The following is a 20,648-nucleotide window of genomic DNA, read 5'->3' as shown; positions in this document are numbered from 1 at the left end:
CTCGTCACGCTATGGCGTTCCGTTGTTGTTGTCGCCGTTCGACTTCTTCTTCAGATTGCCGCCGACGCGCGTGACGGCTTTGCGGTTCTTGGCTGACGACGCATACGCGGACTTTTTCCCGGTGGGCTCGGTGGTCTTGGGGGTCGACTTGTCAACGCCGGCCGAACGCAGGGTCGTCGTGCCATTGCCGAGCGTTGATTGCGCCGCACTGGCAGAGTTCTTCACCAAACCCTTTGTTGCTGAGGGCTGTTGGGTCGTTGCGGTGAGCGCCGTGCGCTGAACTGAGGCGGCGGGAGTGATTGAACTGATCACGTCCGTGAACGCCTGCTGGACGGCGGTGCCCACTGAACCGAGGCCGCCGAGTTTCGCCATCGACGGGGCCATCGGGCTCGTGTTGTCATACGGGTCCACGTGGACATCGGGCGCTTGTGGATCGCCGAACACCGCCTTCTGCAACAGCGTGGCACCGGTTTGGATGGCGGCGCCCACGTCGCCGCCCTCTGCAGCAGCCAGGATGGGCTCCTGAATTGCAGCCACTAATCCAGCTCGGGCCAATGTGCCAGCCTGCCAGAGCGCCACGCCGACCTTCTCCGACGACAGTAGCGTTTGTTCGAAGAACCTCGGCAGACCAGCGTTGGTGAGGTTGTTTGCCACCTGGTTGACAGCGGCAACAGTTGCGGGCAGAACTGAACCATCGACGACATGCTGAAGGGCAACGTCGTGGGCATCGGCGGGATTGCCTGTGGGCTTGACGTCGGTCGGAATGTAGAAGCCGGGAACAACTTGGTCATAGCCCAAACCCCAGGCGCGGTTCAGCGTTCCGGTCCAGATGGAGTCCAACGACTCTGCCCCCAGTTCCAGAACCGTTGGGATTCGCGGCGGCGAGAGCAGGGACAAGAAAGTCACCGAGAACAGCAACGGCAGCACTCCTTGCAGGGCGATACCGGCTTGGGTAGACGACTTCTGAAGTCCGTCCGAAAGGATTTGAGCGTTCTCGCTCAAGTACGTCACCGGGTCGGGTGGTGTTGCGGCCAGGGTACGGGCGGTCGCGGCTGCGGGAGCGGTGGCTGACAGCAGCGTCGGCGGGAGGCTCAGAGGACCGGCAATCGCTTCATAGATGGTCTCGATTACCCACTCCACCGGGGCCACGACGAGGACGCCGAACAGCAGTGCGCCAACCAATATCACCGGGCCGACGACAGGGGCGACCGCCTGCCAGAATTGCGCAGTCAAGTCATCCCACCAGGTCGAATCCAGGCTGGGAGATGTCGAGGTCGTTGCCAGTGCGGCAGCGGTCACCGGTTGACCGGCTGTGGTGCTGGCAGCTGGCTTGGTGGGCAAGGATGCATTGAGCGGCAGGACGTATGCGAGGTGATCGCCGATGCGGTACACCTGCATGGCCCCAACCGAAGGCATCGCCGAGGAATATGCGACAGGCTTGATCGGCACCGACCAAGTAGTGGTGCTCGGGCTGCCGGAGTCCGGTGGCGGAACCACTGTCAATGCGACAGCGACCATGCCTGCGCTTGCGAGCGCGCCACCGGCATTGAGGCGAGACCGAATCATCATTGCTCCTCCCACGGGCTGCTGGCGAAATCAGCGCGGTGCCGGAACAAGGGTGATCCCAACGCGGCGTGATGAGTTCAGTAAGCGGTACTGCAGTCCTGGCCCGATTCCTGGATGCTATTACGCAGCTGTCAATATCGCTGTTATTTGCTGAGAAATCGCTGTCATTTGCTGACTACCGCCATAGTCTGGGCCTGCGGGTACCCGGGATCGGTGGATTGAGACGGCAGTGGGCGTGGTGTGCGGGTCCTGTGGCACTGTGTTGCGGCCGAAGGTCAAGTTCTGCGACCAGTGTGCTCTCGCGACCCCGTTCAGCTGTCGGCCTTCTTGTCGGACAGTAGGCCTGCAAGTTCCTCACGACTGGTGGTTTCGGTCTTGAGCATCGCCCGGTAGATGTGGCTCTCTACGGTGCGCACCGACAACGTCAGCCGTGCCGCGATCGCCTGGTTGGACAGACCGCTGGCTATCAGCATCACGATCTCTCGTTCTCGATTGGTCAGCGGGAGGGTTTCGGTAGCCGCGAGCAATGCGGGAGTGCTGATGCCGCCGCCTTTCTCGGCAAGGGTGGTTGCGCGCGTCGAGCATGCGAGGGCCGACCCTCGCAGACCCTGACCGCGATAGATCAGAGCCGCGTGGGCGGCACAGTCGGTAGCGGCGACAAGATCGCCTATGTTCTCGAATTCCCTTGTCAAGGTGGCCAGTTTCGCTGCATCGGACCGGTGCAGGGCGTGGGCGAAACGGGCTGCGACGGCGACGCGAGGCCCCTCGACGATCGATTCGAGCTCTCGTAACCGCGCGGTGCAGGTGCGGTCGCCGAATTGGGCGGCGGTTTGCAGACATAGCACCTCGGCAGCGAATTGTCCTTTGGTGCAAGCACGTTCGGCTGCCGCTCGGGCCAGGGAAATAGCCTCGCTGATGACGCCCTGGCCCGCCGCGACCCAGGCCTGGGCGATGCTGCGTTCGTAATCCAACGATCGGAACGTCCGCGGTCGCCCGTCCAGGGCGTCCAGTTGGGTGGCGGCCTCGGCCGTTGCACCGCGTACAGCCAGCGCGGTCGCGTGTGCGACCTGGTACCGGAATCCCCAGCCGGTCGAGTACCCCGCGTTGGTCAAACCCGTTGTCGCCTGCTCCAAAAGCAAAGATGCGGTGGCAAGGTCACCTGCACCGAGGGCCGCTCGTCCGGCGACGGCGGCTCCCAACAACGGGGCGGTGCCCGGGAGATTGGCTGCCTGTTCACGCACCTGCCCGCTTACCCGGAGCGCATCCCCGAGGTCGCCGGACAGCACCAGCGCGCTGACGTGGGCATCGACGATGTTGAACCGCATCTGAGGTGCGTCAAAGGATCGGTCTGCGACGGTGTAGCCGGTTTCGGCATGAGCGATGGCAGCGCTGGTGCGTCCTGCGTCTGCGGTTATTGCAGAGAGAACCCAGGCGACCTCTGCGCCGACGATTGCGGGAAGTTGTTCGAGCGCAAGGTGGTCCGAATATTTCATCGCTGCATGGGGTTCGTCTGTCGCGAACGAAAGCACCGTGAGGAAGGCATCGGTGTAGGTGCGGGCCTGTGGTGACAGGCCGCGCGCAGCGTCGTCGATCAGGCGCTTGGCTTCTGTGGGGGAGCCGAGCGCCCACAGCATGTTGCTGGCCCGCAAGAAGGCGAGCCTGGCCCGTTCGGTTTCGCTCAGCGAGCCCGGATTAACCCGGGCGAGTACCGCTTCAGCCTGCTCGCCGTGGCCCAACCAGGAAAGAGCGTGTGCACGAATGAAATTCGCTTCGGGTACCGCGTCAGCGAGGATTGCTGCCTTGGCGAGGCGGTCGGCGAGTTGCAGGTCGGCCAGCCAGATAGCGCCATGGGCTGCCCTGACCAGTAGGTCGCCGTCGGGTGCAAGGTCGGAATCGATGCTGAGGGTCGCCCGCCGCACCACGACCCGGATGTCGTCGTGGTCATCGGCTGCGCCGAGCTCGGTTGCGACCAGTCCGCGCAGGCGGCGAAGGCGGGTAGTGGGTGTGCGTCTGCGGCGCACCTCACCGTAGAGCGGATGCGCCACCCGCACCTGAACGCCGTCGGCGACCGGTTCGAGCGTGATCAGACCCCGGAGATCTGCTTCCTCGACGGCCGATGGTTCGGTGATGCGTTGCAGCGCAGCAAGTCCGATGGGTTCTCCGACAGCCACCGTGTCGACCACATCGCCGACGGTCTCTGGAAGATCTCCGATTCGGGATTCGATCAGCTCGACGAGACCGGGTGGCATGACCGGATCGCCGGTCCACTGCCAGCACTCACGCAGTTTCACCAGCCGGTCGTCGATGACCTCGCGTTCGACAATGTTCCTCAGGTACAGCGCGTTGCCCTGGGCCAATGCCCACAGGCGCCGCGCAGAATGGGGGTCTACGGGTCCGCCTAGAGTGCTCGACAGCAGGCGCTTTGTTTCTTCGACGGTCAGTGGCTGAATGTCCAGCCGGTCGAACTGGCCAACCTTCAACATGTCCAGTAGGGCAGCCGAATTCGGCTCATCGCGTACGGTGAGAATGACCTTCGCCGCACCTCGCTGGACGATCTGCTGCACGACGAAGATCGACAGTTCATCGAGCAAGTGGGCATCGTCCACGCCCACTACAACCGGGGCTCCGGACGGCGTCGACGTCAGTGACTTGACCACGTCCTGAAGTAACTGGATGGTGTCGGTGGCACCCGACGTCGCCCATGCGGTGAAGGCCCCGAGCGGGATGGACTGCGCAGTGGCCGTGCCCACCACCCATCGGCATTCGTATCCCCGGGACGCGGCGGTCGCCAACGTTTCACGCGCGATCCGGCTCTTGCCCACACCTGCTGCTCCGCAAAGGAGAATCCCGGACACACCTGAAGCCGACAGCGCGGCCTCGATGACGTTCATCTCCTTTGTGCGACCGGTCAGTGGCCACGTCAATCGCATCGCCAAATCTTAGAAGTGTCCGGCCGAAAAATACTGAAAAAATTGCCGAAAAATGGCGAAAAATTCAGCCCTTCAACAATGTTGTGACCTTGTCCTCTAATGCTGGCCGCTCCGCGTCGGCCGCGGCGGCGAGCGTCTTGGGCAGCACAACATCGGCGTTCGCGAAGTCCTGATATGTCTTGTCGCCGGTCAGCTGGTACAGCAGATACCCAGTCAGCAGGGCCCGCACGGTCTTCTGGGTGCGGCGATCGGGGCCCGGCAACCCGACGATACGGCCGAGCCGGAAGCCCTCGGCCAAACCACCGGGCTCGGCCTTGACGACGGTGCGTACGGTGGCCGACTTCCACGCCGCGGCAAGTTTGTCGGCGTTGGAATGGATGGTCAGGTCGGCGCCGGGTGCGGTGAGAATCAGCCCTGGTGTGCTCAGACCTGCGGCGGGCTGATCGGCGTCGGGCTTGCTGGCTGTGGGGAACAGCGCGGCGACCGCCTTCGGCGCGTTGGGGGCTGACCGCAAGCCGGCGGCGGCGACGACGGCCGCTGACCCGCCGAAACCGTGGCCGACCAGGCCCAGCTTGGTCGGGTGCACGCTGATCTTGCCGGGCCCCAGGCGCACGCCGGTGATGATGTCCAGGGTGGTGCCCAGATCGAAGCCCAGATTGAGTACCGATGGCGCGATACCGGTCTCGGTGTCGGGCGCGGCTGCCACGATGCCCCACGACGCCAGATGCTCCAGCGTGCCGTTGTAACGTGCGACACCCGCGAGCCAGTCGTGACCGAATGCCACGCCGGGCAGGTTCATCCCCGACTCGGGGGTATAGACAACGCCCGGCAGCCCTGCAAATCCCAGGTCACCGCGTAGAGCGCGGTGCGGACCCCGTCGAGTCAGGGCAGCGAAGAGCTGCTTGGTCTTGGCCACCCGATGACCGTAGCGCAGCGCCGGTTGTTCGTAGGGCAGTCGCGTGCGCCGGGCGCATTCGATTACTGCACTACGCTGAGGGGCTATGTGTGGAATCGTCGGCTATGTCGGGCAGCGGCCTGCCCGCGACATCGTGGTCGACGCGCTGCGCCGGATGGAATACCGCGGTTATGACTCCGCTGGTGTCGCACTGGTCGACGGTAACGGCGGCCTGACCATCCGGCGGCGCGCCGGGCGTCTGGCCAATCTGGAAGAAGCGCTCGTCGAGACCGATGACGCATTGCTCGGCGGCAGCACTGGCATGGGGCACACCCGGTGGGCGACCCACGGCCGTCCCACTGACCGCAATGCCCACCCGCACCGGGACTCCACGGGCAAGATCGCCGTGGTCCACAACGGCATCATCGAGAACTTCTCGATGCTGCGTGCCGAACTGGAAGCCGTGGGCGTCGAGTTCCACAGCGACACCGACACCGAGGTGGCGGTGCACCTGGTGTCCGAGCGGTATCGGCACGGGCCGACCGCGGGCAATTTCGAGGCCTCGGTGCTGGCGGTGCTCCGCCGGTTGGAGGGCCATTTCACGCTGGTGTTCGCCAACGCGGACGAGCCCGGCACCATCATTGCGGCGCGCCGGTCCACGCCGCTGGTCGTCGGTGTCGGCGAGGGCGAGATGTTCGTCGGCTCGGATGTCGCGGCCTTCATCGAGCACACCCGCGAGGCGGTCGAACTAGGCCAGGACCAGGCTGTGATCATCACGGCCGACAGCTACCGGGTCATGGACTTCCATGGCAATGATGCGACCGCCCATGCTCGGCCTTTTCATATCGACTGGGACCTGTCTGCCGCCGAGAAGGGCGGCTACGACTACTTCATGTACAAGGAGATCGCCGAGCAGCCCACGGCAGTCTCCGACACCCTGCTGGGTCACTTCGTCGACGGCAGCATCGTGCTTGACGAGCAGCGGCTGTCCGACGGCGAATTGCGTGATGTCGATAAGGTTTTCATCGTCGCGTGCGGTACGGCCTACCATTCGGGACTGCTGGCCAAGTACGCCATCGAGCACTGGACGCGACTGCCGGTCGAGGTTGAACTGGCCAGCGAATTCCGTTACCGCGACCCGGTTTTGGACCGCAGCACCCTGGTGATCGCCATCTCGCAGTCCGGTGAGACTGCGGACACCCTGGAGGCCGTCCGGCACGCCAAGGACCAGAAGGCCAAGGTTCTGGCGATCTGTAACACCAACGGCTCGCAGATTCCGCGCGAGGCTGACGCCGTGCTCTATACCCGGGCCGGGCCGGAGATCGGTGTCGCGGCAACCAAGACCTTCCTTGCTCAGGTGGCTGCCAACTATCTGGTCGGGCTGGCGCTGGCGCAGGCCCGCGGCACCAAGTACCCGGACGAGGTAGCCCGCGAATACCGCGAGCTGGAGGCCATGCCGGACCTGGTCAGCCAGGTGCTGGCCCACCTTGAGCCCGTCGCTGACCTGGGTCGTCAATTCGCGGCGTCGCCGACCGTGCTGTTCCTGGGCCGCCATGTCGGTTACCCGGTGGCGCTCGAAGGAGCGCTCAAACTCAAGGAATTGGCGTACATGCACGCCGAGGGTTTCGCAGCCGGCGAGCTCAAGCACGGTCCGATCGCGCTGATCGAGGACGGGCTGCCGGTGATCGTGGTGATGCCCTCGCCCAAGGGTGCCTCGATGCTGCACGCCAAGCTGCTGTCGAACATCCGGGAGATCCAGGCCCGCGGTGCGGTGACCATCGTGATCGCTGAAGAGGGCGACGAGGCGGTTCGGCCGTACGCTGACCACATCTTCGAAATCCCTTCGACCTCAACGCTTTTCCAGCCGTTGCTGTCGACCATCCCGCTGCAGGTTTTCGCCGCGTCGGTGGCCCGGGAGCGGGGTTACGACGTAGACAAGCCGCGGAACCTGGCGAAGTCGGTCACCGTCGAGTAGAGGCTCGACGTTTATCTGCCGAGTGTGCGCTTGTGTGCGAGACCGCCAGGGCGAATCTCGCGCACAAGCCGACACTGGTCGGCCGGATCCGCGTAACCTGTTGGCGCGCGTCTAACGAGCGGACGGGGACCGATGCGGCACTACTACACTGCCGAGCAAATTCGCACGGCCGAGGCGCCACTGCTCGCGTCCCTGCCAGACGGAGTACTGATGCGTCGGGCCGCCTATGGGCTGGCCGGCGCGATCGCCGCTGAGTTGCGGGCTCGGACCGGAGGTGTAGCCGGCCGTCAGGTGTGTGCGGTCGTCGGCTCCGGTGACAATGGCGGTGACGCGCTCTGGGCCGCCACGTTCCTGCGCCGCCGTGGCGCCGCGGCATCGGCGGTGTTGCTCAATCCGGAACACGCGCACGCCAAGGCGCTGGCCGCATTCCGCCGTTCCGGCGGTCGGGTCGTCGAATCCATCCCGCCGACAACAGATTTGGTTGTCGACGGGGTGGTCGGCATCGGCGCTACCGGGCCACTACGCCCCGATGCCGCTGCGGTATTCGAGACCAACACCGCGCCGGTCGTCGCCGTCGACATCCCCAGCGGTATCGACGTCCAAACCGGCTCCGCTGACGGCCCGCACGTCCAGGCCGCTGTCACCGTCACCTTCGGCGGCCTCAAACCCGTTCACGCGCTGGGGGATTGCGGTCGGGTCGAACTCATCGACATCGGCCTGGACCTACCGCAACCGGCGATGCTGGGGTTCGAGGCGGCGGATATCCACGCCCGATGGCCGGTACCCGGTCCGCATGACGACAAATACAGTCAGGGCGTCACCGGGGTGCTGGCCGGGTCGTCGACCTACCCGGGTGCGGCGCTGCTGAGCACCGGGGCAGCAGTCGCCGCCACGTCTGGCATGGTCCGCTACGCCGGTGCCGCGCACGCAGAAGTGGTGTCGCACTGGCCGGAAGTTGTTGTGGCAGCATTGGCTTCGACGGCCGGCCGGGTTCAGGCCTGGGTGGTCGGTCCGGGTCTGGGAGTCGACGAGGCATGTGACGAAGCCTTGCGCTTCGCGCTGGGCACCGAACTACCGGTGATCGTCGACGCCGACGCGTTGACGGTGCTGGCCAGAGAGCCCGACCTGGTCATCGACCGGGCGGCGCCGACCGTACTGACCCCGCACGCCGGTGAATTCGCCCGGCTGGCAGGCCATCCGCCGGGAAGTGATCGCGTGGCCGCCACCCGGGCGCTGGCACAGCGCCTCGGAACCACGGTCCTCTTGAAGGGCAACGTGACCATCGTCGCCGAATTAGATGGCCCCACCTACCTGAACCCGTCAGGCCAATCCTGGGCCGCCACAGCAGGTTCGGGTGATGTGCTCTCCGGAGTTATCGGTGCCCTGCTGGCATCCGGCCTTGCGCCGGGGGAGGCCGCCGCGATGGCCGCCTTCGTGCACGCCCGTGCCGCCGCGCTCTCCGCAGAAGATCCCGGGCCCCGTCCCGCCCCTACCTCGGCATTACGCATCCTGGCCCATATCCGGGCCGCCATCGCATCGCTCTAGAGGAAAGGAATTCCCATGCCGCGCAGGTACGTTCATACACCGACCATCACCCCCGCGTACACCGGACGGCTGTCCACCGCGCCGGTGCCATCACTGCGCTTGCCCGACGATCCTATGGACCCGCAGGCTGCGTATCGCTTCATCCACGACGAGCTGATGCTGGACGGCAGCTCGCGGCTCAACCTCGCTACCTTCGTCACCACCTGGATGGACCCAGAGGCCGAGAAGCTGATGGCCGAGACGTTCGACAAGAACATGATCGACAAGGACGAGTACCCGGCCACCGCAGCGATCGAGGCCCGTTGTGTGGCCATGGTGGCCGACTTGTTCCATGCCGAGGATCTGCGTGATGACGACTCGTCATCGGCAACCGGGGTGTCCACCATCGGTTCCAGTGAGGCGGTGATGCTGGCCGGCCTCGCACTCAAGTGGCGCTGGCGCGAGAAGGTTGGCGACCACAAAGGCCGGACACCCAACCTGATCATGGGCTCCAACGTCCAGGTGGTGTGGGAGAAGTTCTGCCGCTACTTCGATGTCGAGCCGCGCTACCTAGCGATGGCCGAAGGGCGCTACGTCATCACCCCCGAGCAGGTGCTGGCCGCCGTCGACGAGGACACCATCGGTGTGGTCGGCATCCTCGGCACCACGTTCACCGGCGAGCTGGAACCCATCGCCGAAATCTGTGCAGCGTTGGACAAGCTGGCGGCTGACGGTGGCGTGGACGTCCCGGTGCATGTCGATGGTGCGAGTGGCGGCTTCGTCGTGCCGTTCCTGCATCCGGACCTGGAGTGGGACTTCCGGCTGCCGCGGGTGGTGTCGATCAACGTCAGCGGCCACAAGTACGGGCTGACCTATCCCGGCATCGGTTTCGTGGTCTGGCGCAGCAAGGAGCACCTGCCTGAGGACCTGGTGTTCCGGGTCAATTACCTGGGCGGCGACATGCCGACCTTCACGCTGAACTTCTCCCGGCCCGGCAATCAGGTGGTCGGTCAGTACTACAACTTCCTACGGCTGGGCCGGGCCGGCTACACCCAGATCATGCACTGTCTGTCCAACACCGCCCGGTGGATCGGCGATGAGCTGCGCACCAGCGAACATTTCGAGGTCATCACCGACGGCTCGGCCATCCCGGTGGTGGCCTGCCGGCTCAAAGGCAAACGTCCCTACACCGAGTTCGACGTGTCGCACGCGTTGCGGGCATACGGCTGGCAGGTGCCCGCCTACACAATGCCCGACGATGTGACCGATATCGCGGTACTGCGGATTGTGGTGCGCGAAGGGTTCTCCGCCGACCTGGCGCGGGCCCTGCGCGACGACTTGATCACCGTCCTGACCGGCCTGGATGAGCTCAAACCGCAGGGTCACTTCGACAAACAGCAGCCGTTTGCGCACTGATCTGCCAGCCCGGGTGGGGCGTGCCACGGCACTGATGCCGACGCAGGTGCGGCGGCGTCTGGGAGAATCGTGCCAACATGACCGCGCACTTCGACCCAGATCATTTGCTGGCCCCCGCTCTGACCACGCAAGCGCTGGTCGACCTAGGTGCCATTGTGCACAATGTGCGACTGCTGCGGGAGCGGGCCGGTAGCGCAGAGGTGATAGCCGTGGTCAAGGCGGACGGCTACGGGCACGGCGCAGCGGAAGTGGCACGCGCCGCAGTGGCGGCAGGCGCGGCCGAATTGGGCGTCACGAGCGTGACCGAAGCGCTGGCCCTGCGCCGGGCCGGCATCACGGCGCCGGTGTTGTCCTGGATGAACGTGCCCGGGACGGATTTCGCCGAGGCGCTGACCGCCGATGTCCAGATCGCGGTGTCATCGGTACGCCAGTTCGAGGACCTCCTCGACGCCGTGCGACGCACCGGCGTCAGCGCAGTCGTCAGCGTCAAGATCGACACCGGTCTGAGCCGCAATGGTGTCAGTCCCGCCGAGTACCCCGATCTGCTGGTGGCACTTGGTCGGGCGGCGGCCGAGGGAGCTGTGCGACCCCGCGGCATCATGAGCCACCTGGCCTGCGGCGACGAGCCCGACCACCCGATGAACGACCTGCAGGCAGCGCGACTGACTGCGGCCCGTCAGCAGGCGTCAAAGGCCGGGGTGAGATTCGAGGTGGCCCACTTGAGCAACTCGCCGTCCGCCCTGACTCGACCCGACCTGGCATTCGACATGGTCCGACCCGGCATCGCGGTGTACGGGCAGACGCCCATACCGCATCTCGGTGACATGGGACTGCGGCCGGCCATGACGTTGAAAGCTCCGGTCGCAGCCGTGCGTTCGATCCATGCTGGTGACGGGGTCTCATATGGGCTGACCTGGGTCGCTGACCGGGACACCACCGTCGCGCTGATCCCCATGGGCTACGCCGACGGGGTGTTCCGTAACCTCAGCGGCCGCATCGAGGTGATGATCAACGGTGCCCGCTTCCGCAACGTCGGCCGAATCTGTATGGACCAGTTCGTCATCGAGCTCGGTCCCGGTGGTGGTGGCGTGAACGTGGGCGACGAGGCGATTCTGTTCGGGTCCGGAGCCGACGGAGAGCCGACCGCGCAGGATTGGGCCGATGCGCTCGGCACCATCAACTACGAGATTGTCACCAGTCCGAAGGGCAGAGTGACGCGCACATATCGCGGGTCGGCGGGCTAAATGCGATGAGCGACAACAAGATAGGCGCCAACAAGATCTCAGGGCGACGTGACGACCGCAAAGATGTTCGTTGGTTGGCCGGGGTGGCCGGCATCACGACAGTCGGGTCGGTCGCCGGGGTCAGCCTGGCACGATCGATCCGACGTCGGATTGGCGAGGATCCTTACGCCGGTGAGGATTTCACGCTGTTGGACGCCGATCGTGGTTGTGTCATCACTGCCAATGATGGTGTGCCGCTGGCGGTACGTGAGGTCGGTCCCAGCGATGCCCGATTGACCGTCGTGTTCGCGCATGGCTTCTGTAACAGCATGGGGTCCTTTCACTTTCAGCGAGATCGGTTGGCTGAGCGGTGGGGTGATCAGGTTCGCATGGTGTTCTACGACCAGCGGGGGCACGGCCGCTCGTCGTCGGGGCCGGCACGCTCCTACAACGTGCCGCAGCTCGGTCAGGATCTGGAATCGATACTGCGGGTGATGGTTCCGCGCGGTCCGGTGGTGCTGGTCGGGCACTCGATGGGTGGCATGACTGTGTTGTCCCATGCCCGCCAGTTCCCTCAGCGCTATCCCTCCCGGGTGTGCGGTGTGGCGATCATCGCCTCTGCCGCGCAAGGTGTTTCGCGGTCTCCACTGGGCGAGGTGCTGCAGAACCCCGCGCTGGAGGCGGCCAAAGCCGCTGTTCGGTTCGCGCCTGGTGCGGTGACCAGAGGGCGCGGTGCGGCGCGTGCGGTGATCAGTCCGGTGCTCAAGGCCGCGTCATTCGGTGACACGCTGGTCAGCCCCGCGGTGGTGGCCTACGCCGAAAAGATGATGCACGACACTCCGGTTCGGACCATGGTGGAGTTTCTGCACGCACTTGAGGTACACGACGAAGCGGGCGCGCTGCCGGTGCTGGCGAAGCTGCCGGCGCTGATCGCCTGCGGCGACCAGGATCTGCTGACGCCACTGGCCAAGTCGAAGGCGATGGCGCGCCAGTTGCCGAAGTCCGAACTCGTGATAGCAGAGGGTGCCGGGCACATGGTGCATATGGAACAACCCGAGTTGATCAACGACGCACTGGTGCGGTTCGTCGAGCGGGCGACGCCTTCCCGGTTGGTGGCCCTCACCCGGCGACTGCGAAAAAGGGCACGTAGCGATGGATGATTCACAAGAACGGCGCCCTGAAGACAGCCTCCTGCGCGGCAGCGCCGAACTGGCCACCGAGGCCGACACCAGGGAGCTGGGCGCACGCTTCGGCGAGCAGTTGAACGCAGGCGACGTGGTGGTACTGAGCGGACCGCTCGGCGCTGGAAAGACCATGCTGGCCAAGGGGATTGCCGTAGGTATGGATGTCGATGGGCCGGTGACCTCACCGTCGTACGTGCTGGCGCGGGTGCATGCGGCCCGGCGTCTGGGTCGGCCCGCGATGGTCCACGTCGACATGTACCGGCTGCTGGACTCCGGAAGCACGGACCTCATCGGTGAACTCGACTCGCTGGACCTGGATACCGACCTGGATGACGCGGTGGTTGTCGTGGAGTGGGGCGAGGGGCTCGCAGAGAGATTGTCCGACAGCCATCTCGATATCCGGTTGGAGCGTGCCGACAATGACACACGCACCGCCGTCTGGCACTGGAGCCGCGCGTGACTGGTTTGATTCTGGCCATCGACACCGCTACACCGGCGGTCACCGCGGGTATTACGCGTCGCACAGATTGCGGGATCGAGGTGCTGGCCTCCCGGATCACCGTTGACGCGCGTGCGCATGCCGAGCAGTTGACGCCCAATGTGGTTGGGGCCGTGGCTGATGCGGGTGCCGCATTCGACGATCTGGCGGCCGTGGTGGTCGGTTGCGGCCCGGGTCCGTTCACCGGGCTGCGGGTCGGCATGGCCACCGCTGCGGCCTATGGTCACGCCCTGGGCATCCCGGTGTACGGGGTGTGCAGCCTGGACGCCGTTGCCGGCGCTGTCCCGGGAGAACTGTTGGTAGTCACCGACGCTCGTCGGCGTGAGGTGTATTGGGCGCGCTACCGCGACGGTGTTCGGGTGGCAGGCCCGGCCGTCGATGCTCCGTCCGACGTGGAGCCGGGCTCGGGTGTGGTGGCCGGTCCTGCGGCGCAGGCGGCGCTGTTCGATCTGCCGCGGCTGGATGCTGAGTTTCCCACGGTGTCCGGCCTGGTCGCTGCCGTGGACTGGGATCAACCGCCGGGTGCTCTGGTGCCGCTATACCTACGTCGGCCCGATGCGAAAACCCTTGCGGAGCGAGGGAAGTCGTGAGTACCGAGTACGGTCCGCTGGTTGCCGGTGATGCTGATCGCTGTGCAGAATTGGAATCGACCCTGTTCCCCGGGGATGATCCGTGGCCGGCCGTGGCCTTCATCCGCGAATTGGACTCTGCGCACAACTATTACGTCGCGGCCCGCGATGGCCGGGTATTGGTCGGTTATGGCGGAATCAGTCGCTTGGGCCGTAACGCGCCGTATGAGTACGAGATTCACACGATCGGTGTCGATCCGTCGTATCAGGGTCGGGGCATCGGCCGGGAATTGCTGGACCGGTTACTGGCCATCGCCGGCAGTGACACCATCTACCTGGAAGTCCGCACAGACAATGAACCTGCGATCGGTCTGTACGAGAGCGTCGGATTCGTGAAAATGGGTGTGCGCAAACGGTATTACCGGATCAGTGGGGCGGATGCTTACACCATGCGAAGGGAGATCTCGTGACGATCATCCTGGCGATCGAAAGTTCTTGTGACGAAACAGGAGTCGGCATCTGCGAACTCGCTGACGACGGAGCCGTCACGTTACTGGCTGACGAGGTGGCCTCCAGCGTCGACGAGCACACACGGTACGGCGGCGTGGTACCCGAGATCGCTTCGCGGGCCCACCTGGAAGCCTTGGGGCCCACCATGCGTCGTGCTTTGTCCGTCGCCGGCATCGAGCGGCCTGACGTGGTCGCGGCCACTATCGGCCCTGGTCTGGCTGGGGCGCTGTTGGTGGGAGTGGCTGCGGCCAAGGCCTATTCGGCTGCGTGGGGGGTGCCGTTCTACGGCGTCAACCATCTGGGCGGGCACCTGGCGGCCGACGTCTATGAGCATGGTCGGTTACCGGAAAGCGTGGGTCTGCTGGTTTCCGGCGGGCACACCCATCTGCTGCATGTGCGATCGCTGGGTGAACCGATTGAGGAACTCGGCAGTACCGTCGATGACGCGGCGGGCGAGGCGTATGACAAGGTGGCCCGATTGCTCGGACTGGGGTATCCGGGTGGTCGGGTGCTCGATGAGCTGGCGCGTACCGGTGATCGCGATGCCATCGTCTTCCCGCGCGGCATGACCGGCCCGCGCGATGATCTGTACGTGTTCAGCTTCTCGGGGCTCAAGACTGCGGTGGCCCGGCACATGGAACATCATCCTGATGCTTCGCACGCCGATGTGGCGGCTGGCTTCCAGGAGGCCGTTGCAGATGTGTTGACCCGCAAGGCTGTTCGTGCTGCCACGGATCTCGGTGTCTCGACTCTGTTGATTGCCGGGGGAGTTGCGGCCAATTCCCGGCTGCGTGAACTGGCTGAAGAACGTTGCGCAGCAGTAGGTTTGACGCTACGGGTCCCCCGACCCCGGCTGTGCACCGACAATGGGGCCATGATCGCTTCCTTCGCCGCGCACCTGATTGCAGCCGGTGCCAAGCCGTCACCGCTGGATGTGCCCAGTGACCCGGGATTGCCCGTGTTGAAGGGTCAGGTGGCATGACCGGTCAGGATGTGGGCGACAAGGTGGCCATTGCCGAATTGCTCTACCGCTACGCCGAGCTTATCGATGCCGGCGACTTCGACGGGGTCGGGGAATTGTTGGGGCGCGGCACCTTCATGGGGGTTGGTCACGTTCCGTTGCCGAAGGTGCCGGTGAAGTCCGGTTTCAGCCCTCAGCGAGTTCGGATGAGCGGGCACTGACCCACCCTTGAGTGCTAGCACTCGCCTGTATAGAGTGCTAGGTGGCATGCGGCCAACCCCGCTCCGGCACCCGCGACGACGGTGCGTGGTCAGGGCGCTTGCCGAACACCTGACATCCGGGGATTGGCCCTGGATCGAAACCCCAACAAGTGGAGGGCTTCCATCGTGGCAGTCAACATCAAGCCACTCGAGGACAAGATCCTCGTTCAGGCCAACGAGGCCGAGACCACGACCGCTTCGGGTCTGGTCATCCCCGATACCGCCAAGGAAAAGCCGCAGGAAGGCACCGTCGTCGCAGTTGGCCCCGGCCGCTGGGACGAGGACGGCGAGAAGCGGATCCCCCTGGACGTTGCCGAGGGCGACACCGTCATCTACAGCAAGTACGGCGGCACCGAGATCAAGTACGGCGGCGAGGAGTACCTGATCCTCTCGGCTCGCGACGTGCTGGCTGTCGTCGCAAAGTAGTCCTGTAAGGACCTTGTGTAACCCGCCCCGGTCATCCCCGCATGTGCGGGTGATGTCCGGGGCGGTATGCGTTCTGCCCTGTTGGCATTTGGTCAGGGCGAGCGAAGCGACGGGGAAAATCCAAGAGAAAGACTTTTATGAGCAAGCAGATTGAATTCAACGAGACTGCACGCCGGGCCATGGAGGCGGGCGTCGACAAGCTCGCCGACGCGGTACGCGTCACGCTCGGCCCGCGTGGCCGGAATGTCGTGCTGGCCAAGGCCTTTGGTGGACCGCAGGTCACCAACGACGGTGTCACCATCGCGCGCGACATCGACCTGGAAGACCCGTTCGAGAACCTGGGTGCCCAGCTGGTCAAGTCCGTAGCGACCAAGACCAACGACGTTGCCGGTGACGGCACCACCACCGCGACCGTGCTGGCTCAGGCGATCGTCAAGGCCGGCCTGCGCAATGTCGCCGCCGGCGCCAACCCGATCGAGCTGGGCTCGGGCATCTCGAAGGCCGCCGACGCGGTTTCCGAGGCGCTGCTGGCCGTGGCCAAGCCGGTCTCGGACAAGACCGCCATCGCGCAGGTTGCCACCGTCTCGTCGCGCGACGAGCTGGTCGGCGAGCTGGTCGGCGAGGCCATGACCCGTGTGGGCGCCGACGGTGTGGTCACTGTCGAGGAGTCCTCGACGCTGAACACCGAGCTGGACGTCACCGAGGGTGTGGGCTTCGACAAGGGCTTCCTGTCGGCGTACTTCGTCACCGACTTCGATTCGCAGGAAGCGGTGCTCGAGGACGCGCTGGTGCTGCTGCACCGCGACAAGATCAGCTCGCTGCCCGACCTGCTGCCGCTGCTCGAGAAGGTTGCCCAGGCCGGTAAGCCGCTACTGATCGTCGCCGAGGACATCGAGGGCGAGGCGCTGTCCACCCTGGTGGTCAATGCCATTCGTAAGACCCTCAAGGCCGTTGCGGTGAAGGCGCCGTTCTTCGGTGACCGGCGCAAGGCGTTCCTGGATGACTTGGCCGTTGTCACCGGCGGTCAGGTCGTCAACCCGGACGTGGGCCTGCTGCTGCGTGAGGTCGGCCTTGAGGTGCTGGGCACTGCGCGCCGCGTCATCGTCACCAAGGACAGCACGGTGATCATCGATGGTGGCGGCACCGCTGAGGCCATCGACGGCCGCAAGTCGCAGCTTCGCGCTGAGATCGAGGCCACCGATTCTGATTGGGACCGCGAGAAGCTCGAAGAGCGGCTGGCCAAGCTGGCCGGCGGCGTGGCCGTCATCAAGGTCGGCGCGGCCACCGAGACTGACCTGAAGAAGCGCAAGGAAGCCGTCGAGGACGCCGTCGCCGCAGCCAAGGCCGCGGTGGAAGAGGGCATCGTCACCGGTGGTGGTGCTGCGCTGGTGCAGGCCGGCAGCGCCCTGGACGCGCTACGCGGTTCGCTGACCGGTGACGAGCTGACCGGCGTCGAGGTCTTCGCCTCGGCGCTGTCGGCCCCACTGTACTGGATCGCCACCAACGCCGGCCTCGATGGCCCGGTCGTGGTGAACAAGGTGTCCGAGCTGCCCGCCGGGCAGGGCTTCAACGCCGCCACCCTCACCTACGGTGACCTGCAGGCCGACGGCGTCGTCGACCCGGCCAAGGTGACCCGCTCCGCGGTGCTCAATGCCGCGTCGGTGGCTCGGATGATCCTGACCACGGAGACCGCAGTTGTGGACAAGCCGGCTGAAGAGGCCGACCACGGGCACGGCCACCACGGTCACGGCCACTAAGTAGTTCCGTGCCCGACTGTGTGGGCTATGTACGAAGATTCATCGAATTCCGTGCTAAACCACACAGTCGGTGCCACGACGAACGCCCCCGGCTAGACGGTCGGGGGCGTTTTCATGTGTCGGGTGTGCGCGGCGCGGCGCTATCTTGATTTGGCGATCGAGGAGATGAGGTGCGATGGACTGGATGTGCCCGCAGACCCCGGCGAGCGCTGCTGCACTTTCAGTGGCCACCCGCTTGCACTCGCCCGCTCTGCTCAACCACTGTGTCCGTTCGTACCTGTGGGGGACGGCGTACGGCCCTGCGCACGGGATCGTCTTCGATGACGAGCTCTACTACGTCGCGGCGATGCTGCACGACACCGGCCTTACCAGACCGTTCGACAGCCACCGAGTCCCCTTTGAAGAGGCGGGCGGGGAACTGGCATGGGTGTTCGGGCTGGCGGCCGGTTGGACTGCTGATCGCGCGGCCAGGGCGATGGAGATCATCGTCTTGCACATGCGCGACGACGTCTCGGCGGCCGAGGATCCGGAGTCACACCTGCTGCAGGTTGCAACGAGCTGGGACGTTGTCGGGCAGCGGCCGGAGGAGTTCTCGGCCGAGGTGAGAGCAGAGGTACTCGCTCGCTATCCCCGGCTGGGGTTCGGAAGCGAATTTCTGGCTTGCTTCGAAGACCAAGCGCGCCGCAAGCCAACTGGAGCCGCCGCCGCATCTGTTGCCAACAATGCCGCCGAACGCATCAAGAACAATCCGCTCGACGGATGAGGCCTCACACTCGGCGCGACGAATACCACGAATACCAATAACCGCAGCTCAACCGTTATTGACGTTTAGTCTCGCCGAATGGACCGTTTCTTCCAATGGATGTGGGACCGGTACGGACCGAGGTATTCGTGGGTGATCTATGCCCTGGTGTACCTCATTGGTTTGTCGGTCTACCTTGTCTTTCCGTGGCTCATCGTCGCCTTCGAGCACTCCGATCGCTACATCGAGGCGACCGTCATCGTGTGCGTTGGCATGTTGGTGCGGGCTTACCTTCAGGTTCTTCCTGGCTCGCCGCCGCTGCGGCTGATCGAAAAGTGGGCAGCAGGTTACGAGGTTGATCCGTTGACGGCGCTATACGGCACGTTCCGCTACGCGCGGAGGGCATGTCGCCGCGTGTTCGTCATCGATGTGGTGTGGGGGCCGTGCCTTGGGATCGTTGTCGGCACGATCGTGGGCGCAAGTGAATGGCGACTCGTCCAATACGCGATCATCGGCCTCACATACGGAGCGGCCATCGGGGTGATCGCCATATACAGCTTCACCGAAGGAGGGCTGCGTCCAGCGCGAACCGCCATCGCCGGTGACACCGGTATTGGCGACGCACTGCCACGCTCTCACCCGACTTTCGCCACGTGGTCCAACATCACCACGGTCGGGGTGGCGTTCGGATTCGCCACTGGGGCCGCTCTTACGGCGTCCGTTTTCGAGCGCGCCCGCGAGGACCCCGGTGTCTCCGTTGTGATCGGGCTTGCGTTGACGCTGATCTCGGGCCCGATTGCGGTTATGACGATGTCGCCGTTCTTGCGACCGATTCGCGACCTCACCGAGGGGACTGAACGGGTCGCTTCGGGCGACTACAGCCGACGTCTGCCGGTGGTGCAGGACGACGACCTGGGTGCGTTGGCGGCGTCGTTCAACCGCATGCAGGCGGGTTTGGCCGAGCGACAACGACTTCAGGCAGCGTTCGGGACGTACGTCGATCCAGTCCTGGCGTCGCGTCTGCTGGCGCAGGGCGACGACGTGTTCACCGGCGAGCGTCGAGAGTTGACGGTGATGTTCATCGACGTCCGAGATTTCACGCCGTTCGCGGAGGCGAACACTGCGGAGGACACGGTCGCTCGGCTCAACGAGCTGTTCGACATCGTGGTGCCTGCCGTCGTCAAGGCCGGCGGACACGTCAACAAGTTCCTCGGCGACGGGGCGATGGTTGTTTTCGGTGCGCCGAACGACCTTGCTGACCACGCCGATGTTGCCCTGCGTACTGCCGTGGAGATCCAGCGTCTGACAGCGGAACGATTCGAAGACGCGCTTCGAATCGGTATCGGGATCAACACCGGCGAAGTGATCGCCGGTACAGTCGGCTGCTCAGGCCACTTCGAATTCGCCTTGATCGGTGACGCCGTCAACGTTGCCTCGCGTGTCGAGCAGCTCACCAAGGTCACCGGCGACGCGATACTTCTCACCCAGCAGACTGTTGAGGCGCTGGCTTCGCGGCGGGCCGGGCTCACCGACCGCGGATCGCATGTGTTGAAAGGCAAGTCAACTCAGGTGCAAGTCTTCGGCCTCGACCCGGCTTCGTAGAGACATGCAAACCCAGGCGGATCAGGTCGGGGCGGCGGCCCCGTCGGCAGGCCGGAAGGAGGCCGCGTAACACCTCGCCCAACTACGCGTGACATCTGCGTGCGGATTCGGACAAGTTCTGTCTTTGTTGTGTGTCGATACGCTGTGGGCGTAATTCTCAAACAGACGCGGACGTGTTCGGGTGCAAGACTTTTGGCGTGACACACGACATTCACATCCGCACCGCCGACAGCAGCATCCGGTACTCCAATGCACTGAGCTTTGGGATTTCGGACCAGGTTCTTTGGGTCCAGGTCGGGGAGGATGCCGACCATTCAGACACGATCTACTTCAGCCCGTCCTACTGGCAGCAGTACTCCGTGGATCCCCACAGTGATGACCCGCTCGACCTGGACTTCGATGAGGACGAGGACGAGGACGAGGAAGAAGAGGACGAAGACGAAGATGAGGACGAGGAAGACGACCAGTAGGTAGTTCCCGCGCTCGAATGTGAGGGCTGTGTACGAGAATTCGTCGGCGGGTTCAAGGGATCGATGCAACACCCCTTCTGATTGAGGAGTGTTGTGGGTTCTCGACCGGGTTTGCGTGCGCGGATGCGGACGTTTTGGA

At 64.8% G+C, this 20,648-nt stretch carries 17 protein-coding genes and 1 pseudogene; 15 read left to right on the top strand and 3 right to left on the bottom strand.

From position 1 onward, the window contains the following. Window positions 1-9: 9 nt before the first annotated feature. From M2432_RS11580 to M2432_RS11570, 3 genes are all read right to left on the bottom strand, one after another. Window positions 10-1,569 carry a hypothetical protein gene (locus M2432_RS11580; RefSeq protein ID WP_280826963.1) on the bottom strand — a complete coding sequence of 520 codons (1,560 nt, stop codon included), beginning with the start codon at window positions 1,567-1,569 and terminating at the stop codon, window positions 10-12. 308 nt (window positions 1,570-1,877) lie between these two features. Continuing rightward, a complete protein-coding gene (locus M2432_RS11575; protein ID WP_280826962.1) occupies window positions 1,878-4,496 on the bottom strand; it encodes a LuxR family transcriptional regulator in 2,619 nt (872 codons plus the stop codon). Window positions 4,497-4,560: 64 nt separating this feature from the next. Next, window positions 4,561-5,412 carry a hypothetical protein gene (locus M2432_RS11570; RefSeq protein WP_280826961.1) on the bottom strand — a complete coding sequence of 284 codons (852 nt, stop codon included), beginning with the start codon at window positions 5,410-5,412 and terminating at the stop codon, window positions 4,561-4,563. An 85-nt stretch (window positions 5,413-5,497) separates the two neighbouring features. Between M2432_RS11570 and glmS the strand changes: the two genes are divergently transcribed. The 15 genes and pseudogenes from glmS to M2432_RS11495 all read left to right on the top strand — a co-directional run bounded on the left by glmS (window position 5,498) and on the right by M2432_RS11495 (window position 20,509). Continuing rightward, window positions 5,498-7,366: a glutamine--fructose-6-phosphate transaminase (isomerizing) gene (gene glmS, locus M2432_RS11565; RefSeq protein ID WP_280826960.1), complete on the top strand. Its 1,869-nt coding sequence runs from the start codon at window positions 5,498-5,500 to the stop codon at window positions 7,364-7,366. Between the two features lie 132 nt (window positions 7,367-7,498). After that, entirely contained in the window at window positions 7,499-8,911 is a 1,413-nt protein-coding gene (locus tag M2432_RS11560; RefSeq protein ID WP_280826959.1) for an NAD(P)H-hydrate dehydratase, read from the top strand. Window positions 8,912-8,926: 15 nt separating this feature from the next. Beyond that, a complete protein-coding gene (locus M2432_RS11555) occupies window positions 8,927-10,306 on the top strand; it encodes a glutamate decarboxylase (RefSeq protein ID WP_280826958.1) in 1,380 nt (459 codons plus the stop codon). 77 nt (window positions 10,307-10,383) lie between these two features. Continuing rightward, window positions 10,384-11,550: an alanine racemase gene (alr, locus tag M2432_RS11550; RefSeq protein ID WP_280826957.1), complete on the top strand. Its 1,167-nt coding sequence runs from the start codon at window positions 10,384-10,386 to the stop codon at window positions 11,548-11,550. A 5-nt stretch (window positions 11,551-11,555) separates the two neighbouring features. Then, window positions 11,556-12,689, top strand: coding sequence for an alpha/beta hydrolase (locus M2432_RS11545; protein ID WP_280826956.1), 1,134 nt, complete (start codon window positions 11,556-11,558; stop codon window positions 12,687-12,689). Further along, window positions 12,682-13,173, top strand: a complete 492-nt coding sequence (tsaE, locus tag M2432_RS11540) for a tRNA (adenosine(37)-N6)-threonylcarbamoyltransferase complex ATPase subunit type 1 TsaE (RefSeq protein WP_280826955.1) — start codon at window positions 12,682-12,684, stop codon at window positions 13,171-13,173. Before M2432_RS11545 ends, tsaE begins: the two co-directional genes overlap by 8 nt. Beyond that, the gene (tsaB, locus tag M2432_RS11535; RefSeq protein ID WP_280826954.1) at window positions 13,170-13,802 is read left to right on the top strand and encodes a tRNA (adenosine(37)-N6)-threonylcarbamoyltransferase complex dimerization subunit type 1 TsaB; all 633 of its coding nucleotides are present in this window, start codon (window positions 13,170-13,172) and stop codon (window positions 13,800-13,802) included. The genes tsaE and tsaB overlap by 4 nt, the downstream gene beginning before the upstream one ends. Continuing rightward, entirely contained in the window at window positions 13,799-14,251 is a 453-nt protein-coding gene (rimI, locus tag M2432_RS11530) for a ribosomal protein S18-alanine N-acetyltransferase (RefSeq protein ID WP_280826953.1), read from the top strand. The genes tsaB and rimI overlap by 4 nt, the downstream gene beginning before the upstream one ends. Further along, window positions 14,248-15,273, top strand: a complete 1,026-nt coding sequence (gene tsaD / locus M2432_RS11525; protein ID WP_280826952.1) for a tRNA (adenosine(37)-N6)-threonylcarbamoyltransferase complex transferase subunit TsaD — start codon at window positions 14,248-14,250, stop codon at window positions 15,271-15,273. The genes rimI and tsaD overlap by 4 nt, the downstream gene beginning before the upstream one ends. After that, a pseudogene (locus M2432_RS11520) lies at window positions 15,270-15,395 on the top strand (nuclear transport factor 2 family protein); the annotation flags it as partial. The gene tsaD and the pseudogene M2432_RS11520, both read left to right, overlap by 4 nt. A 240-nt stretch (window positions 15,396-15,635) precedes the next feature. Then, complete coding sequence (gene groES / locus M2432_RS11515; RefSeq protein ID WP_280827132.1) at window positions 15,636-15,938, top strand: co-chaperone GroES; 303 nt, start codon at window positions 15,636-15,638, stop codon at window positions 15,936-15,938. 137 nt (window positions 15,939-16,075) lie between these two features. Beyond that, entirely contained in the window at window positions 16,076-17,695 is a 1,620-nt protein-coding gene (gene groL, locus M2432_RS11510) for a chaperonin GroEL (RefSeq protein ID WP_280826951.1), read from the top strand. Between the two features lie 175 nt (window positions 17,696-17,870). Further along, entirely contained in the window at window positions 17,871-18,458 is a 588-nt protein-coding gene (locus M2432_RS11505) for an HD domain-containing protein (RefSeq protein WP_280826950.1), read from the top strand. Between the two features lie 78 nt (window positions 18,459-18,536). After that, complete coding sequence (locus M2432_RS11500) at window positions 18,537-20,039, top strand: adenylate/guanylate cyclase domain-containing protein (RefSeq protein ID WP_280826949.1); 1,503 nt, start codon at window positions 18,537-18,539, stop codon at window positions 20,037-20,039. 197 nt (window positions 20,040-20,236) lie between these two features. Further along, window positions 20,237-20,509 carry a hypothetical protein gene (locus M2432_RS11495; protein ID WP_280826948.1) on the top strand — a complete coding sequence of 91 codons (273 nt, stop codon included), beginning with the start codon at window positions 20,237-20,239 and terminating at the stop codon, window positions 20,507-20,509. Window positions 20,510-20,648: the final 139 nt, after the last annotated feature.

The organism is Mycobacterium sp. OTB74 (assembly GCF_029892685.1).
Classification (GTDB): domain Bacteria; phylum Actinomycetota; class Actinomycetes; order Mycobacteriales; family Mycobacteriaceae; genus Mycobacterium.
Note: the sequence above shows the minus strand (reverse complement) of the source record. Positions and strands in the feature narration are given on the sequence as shown.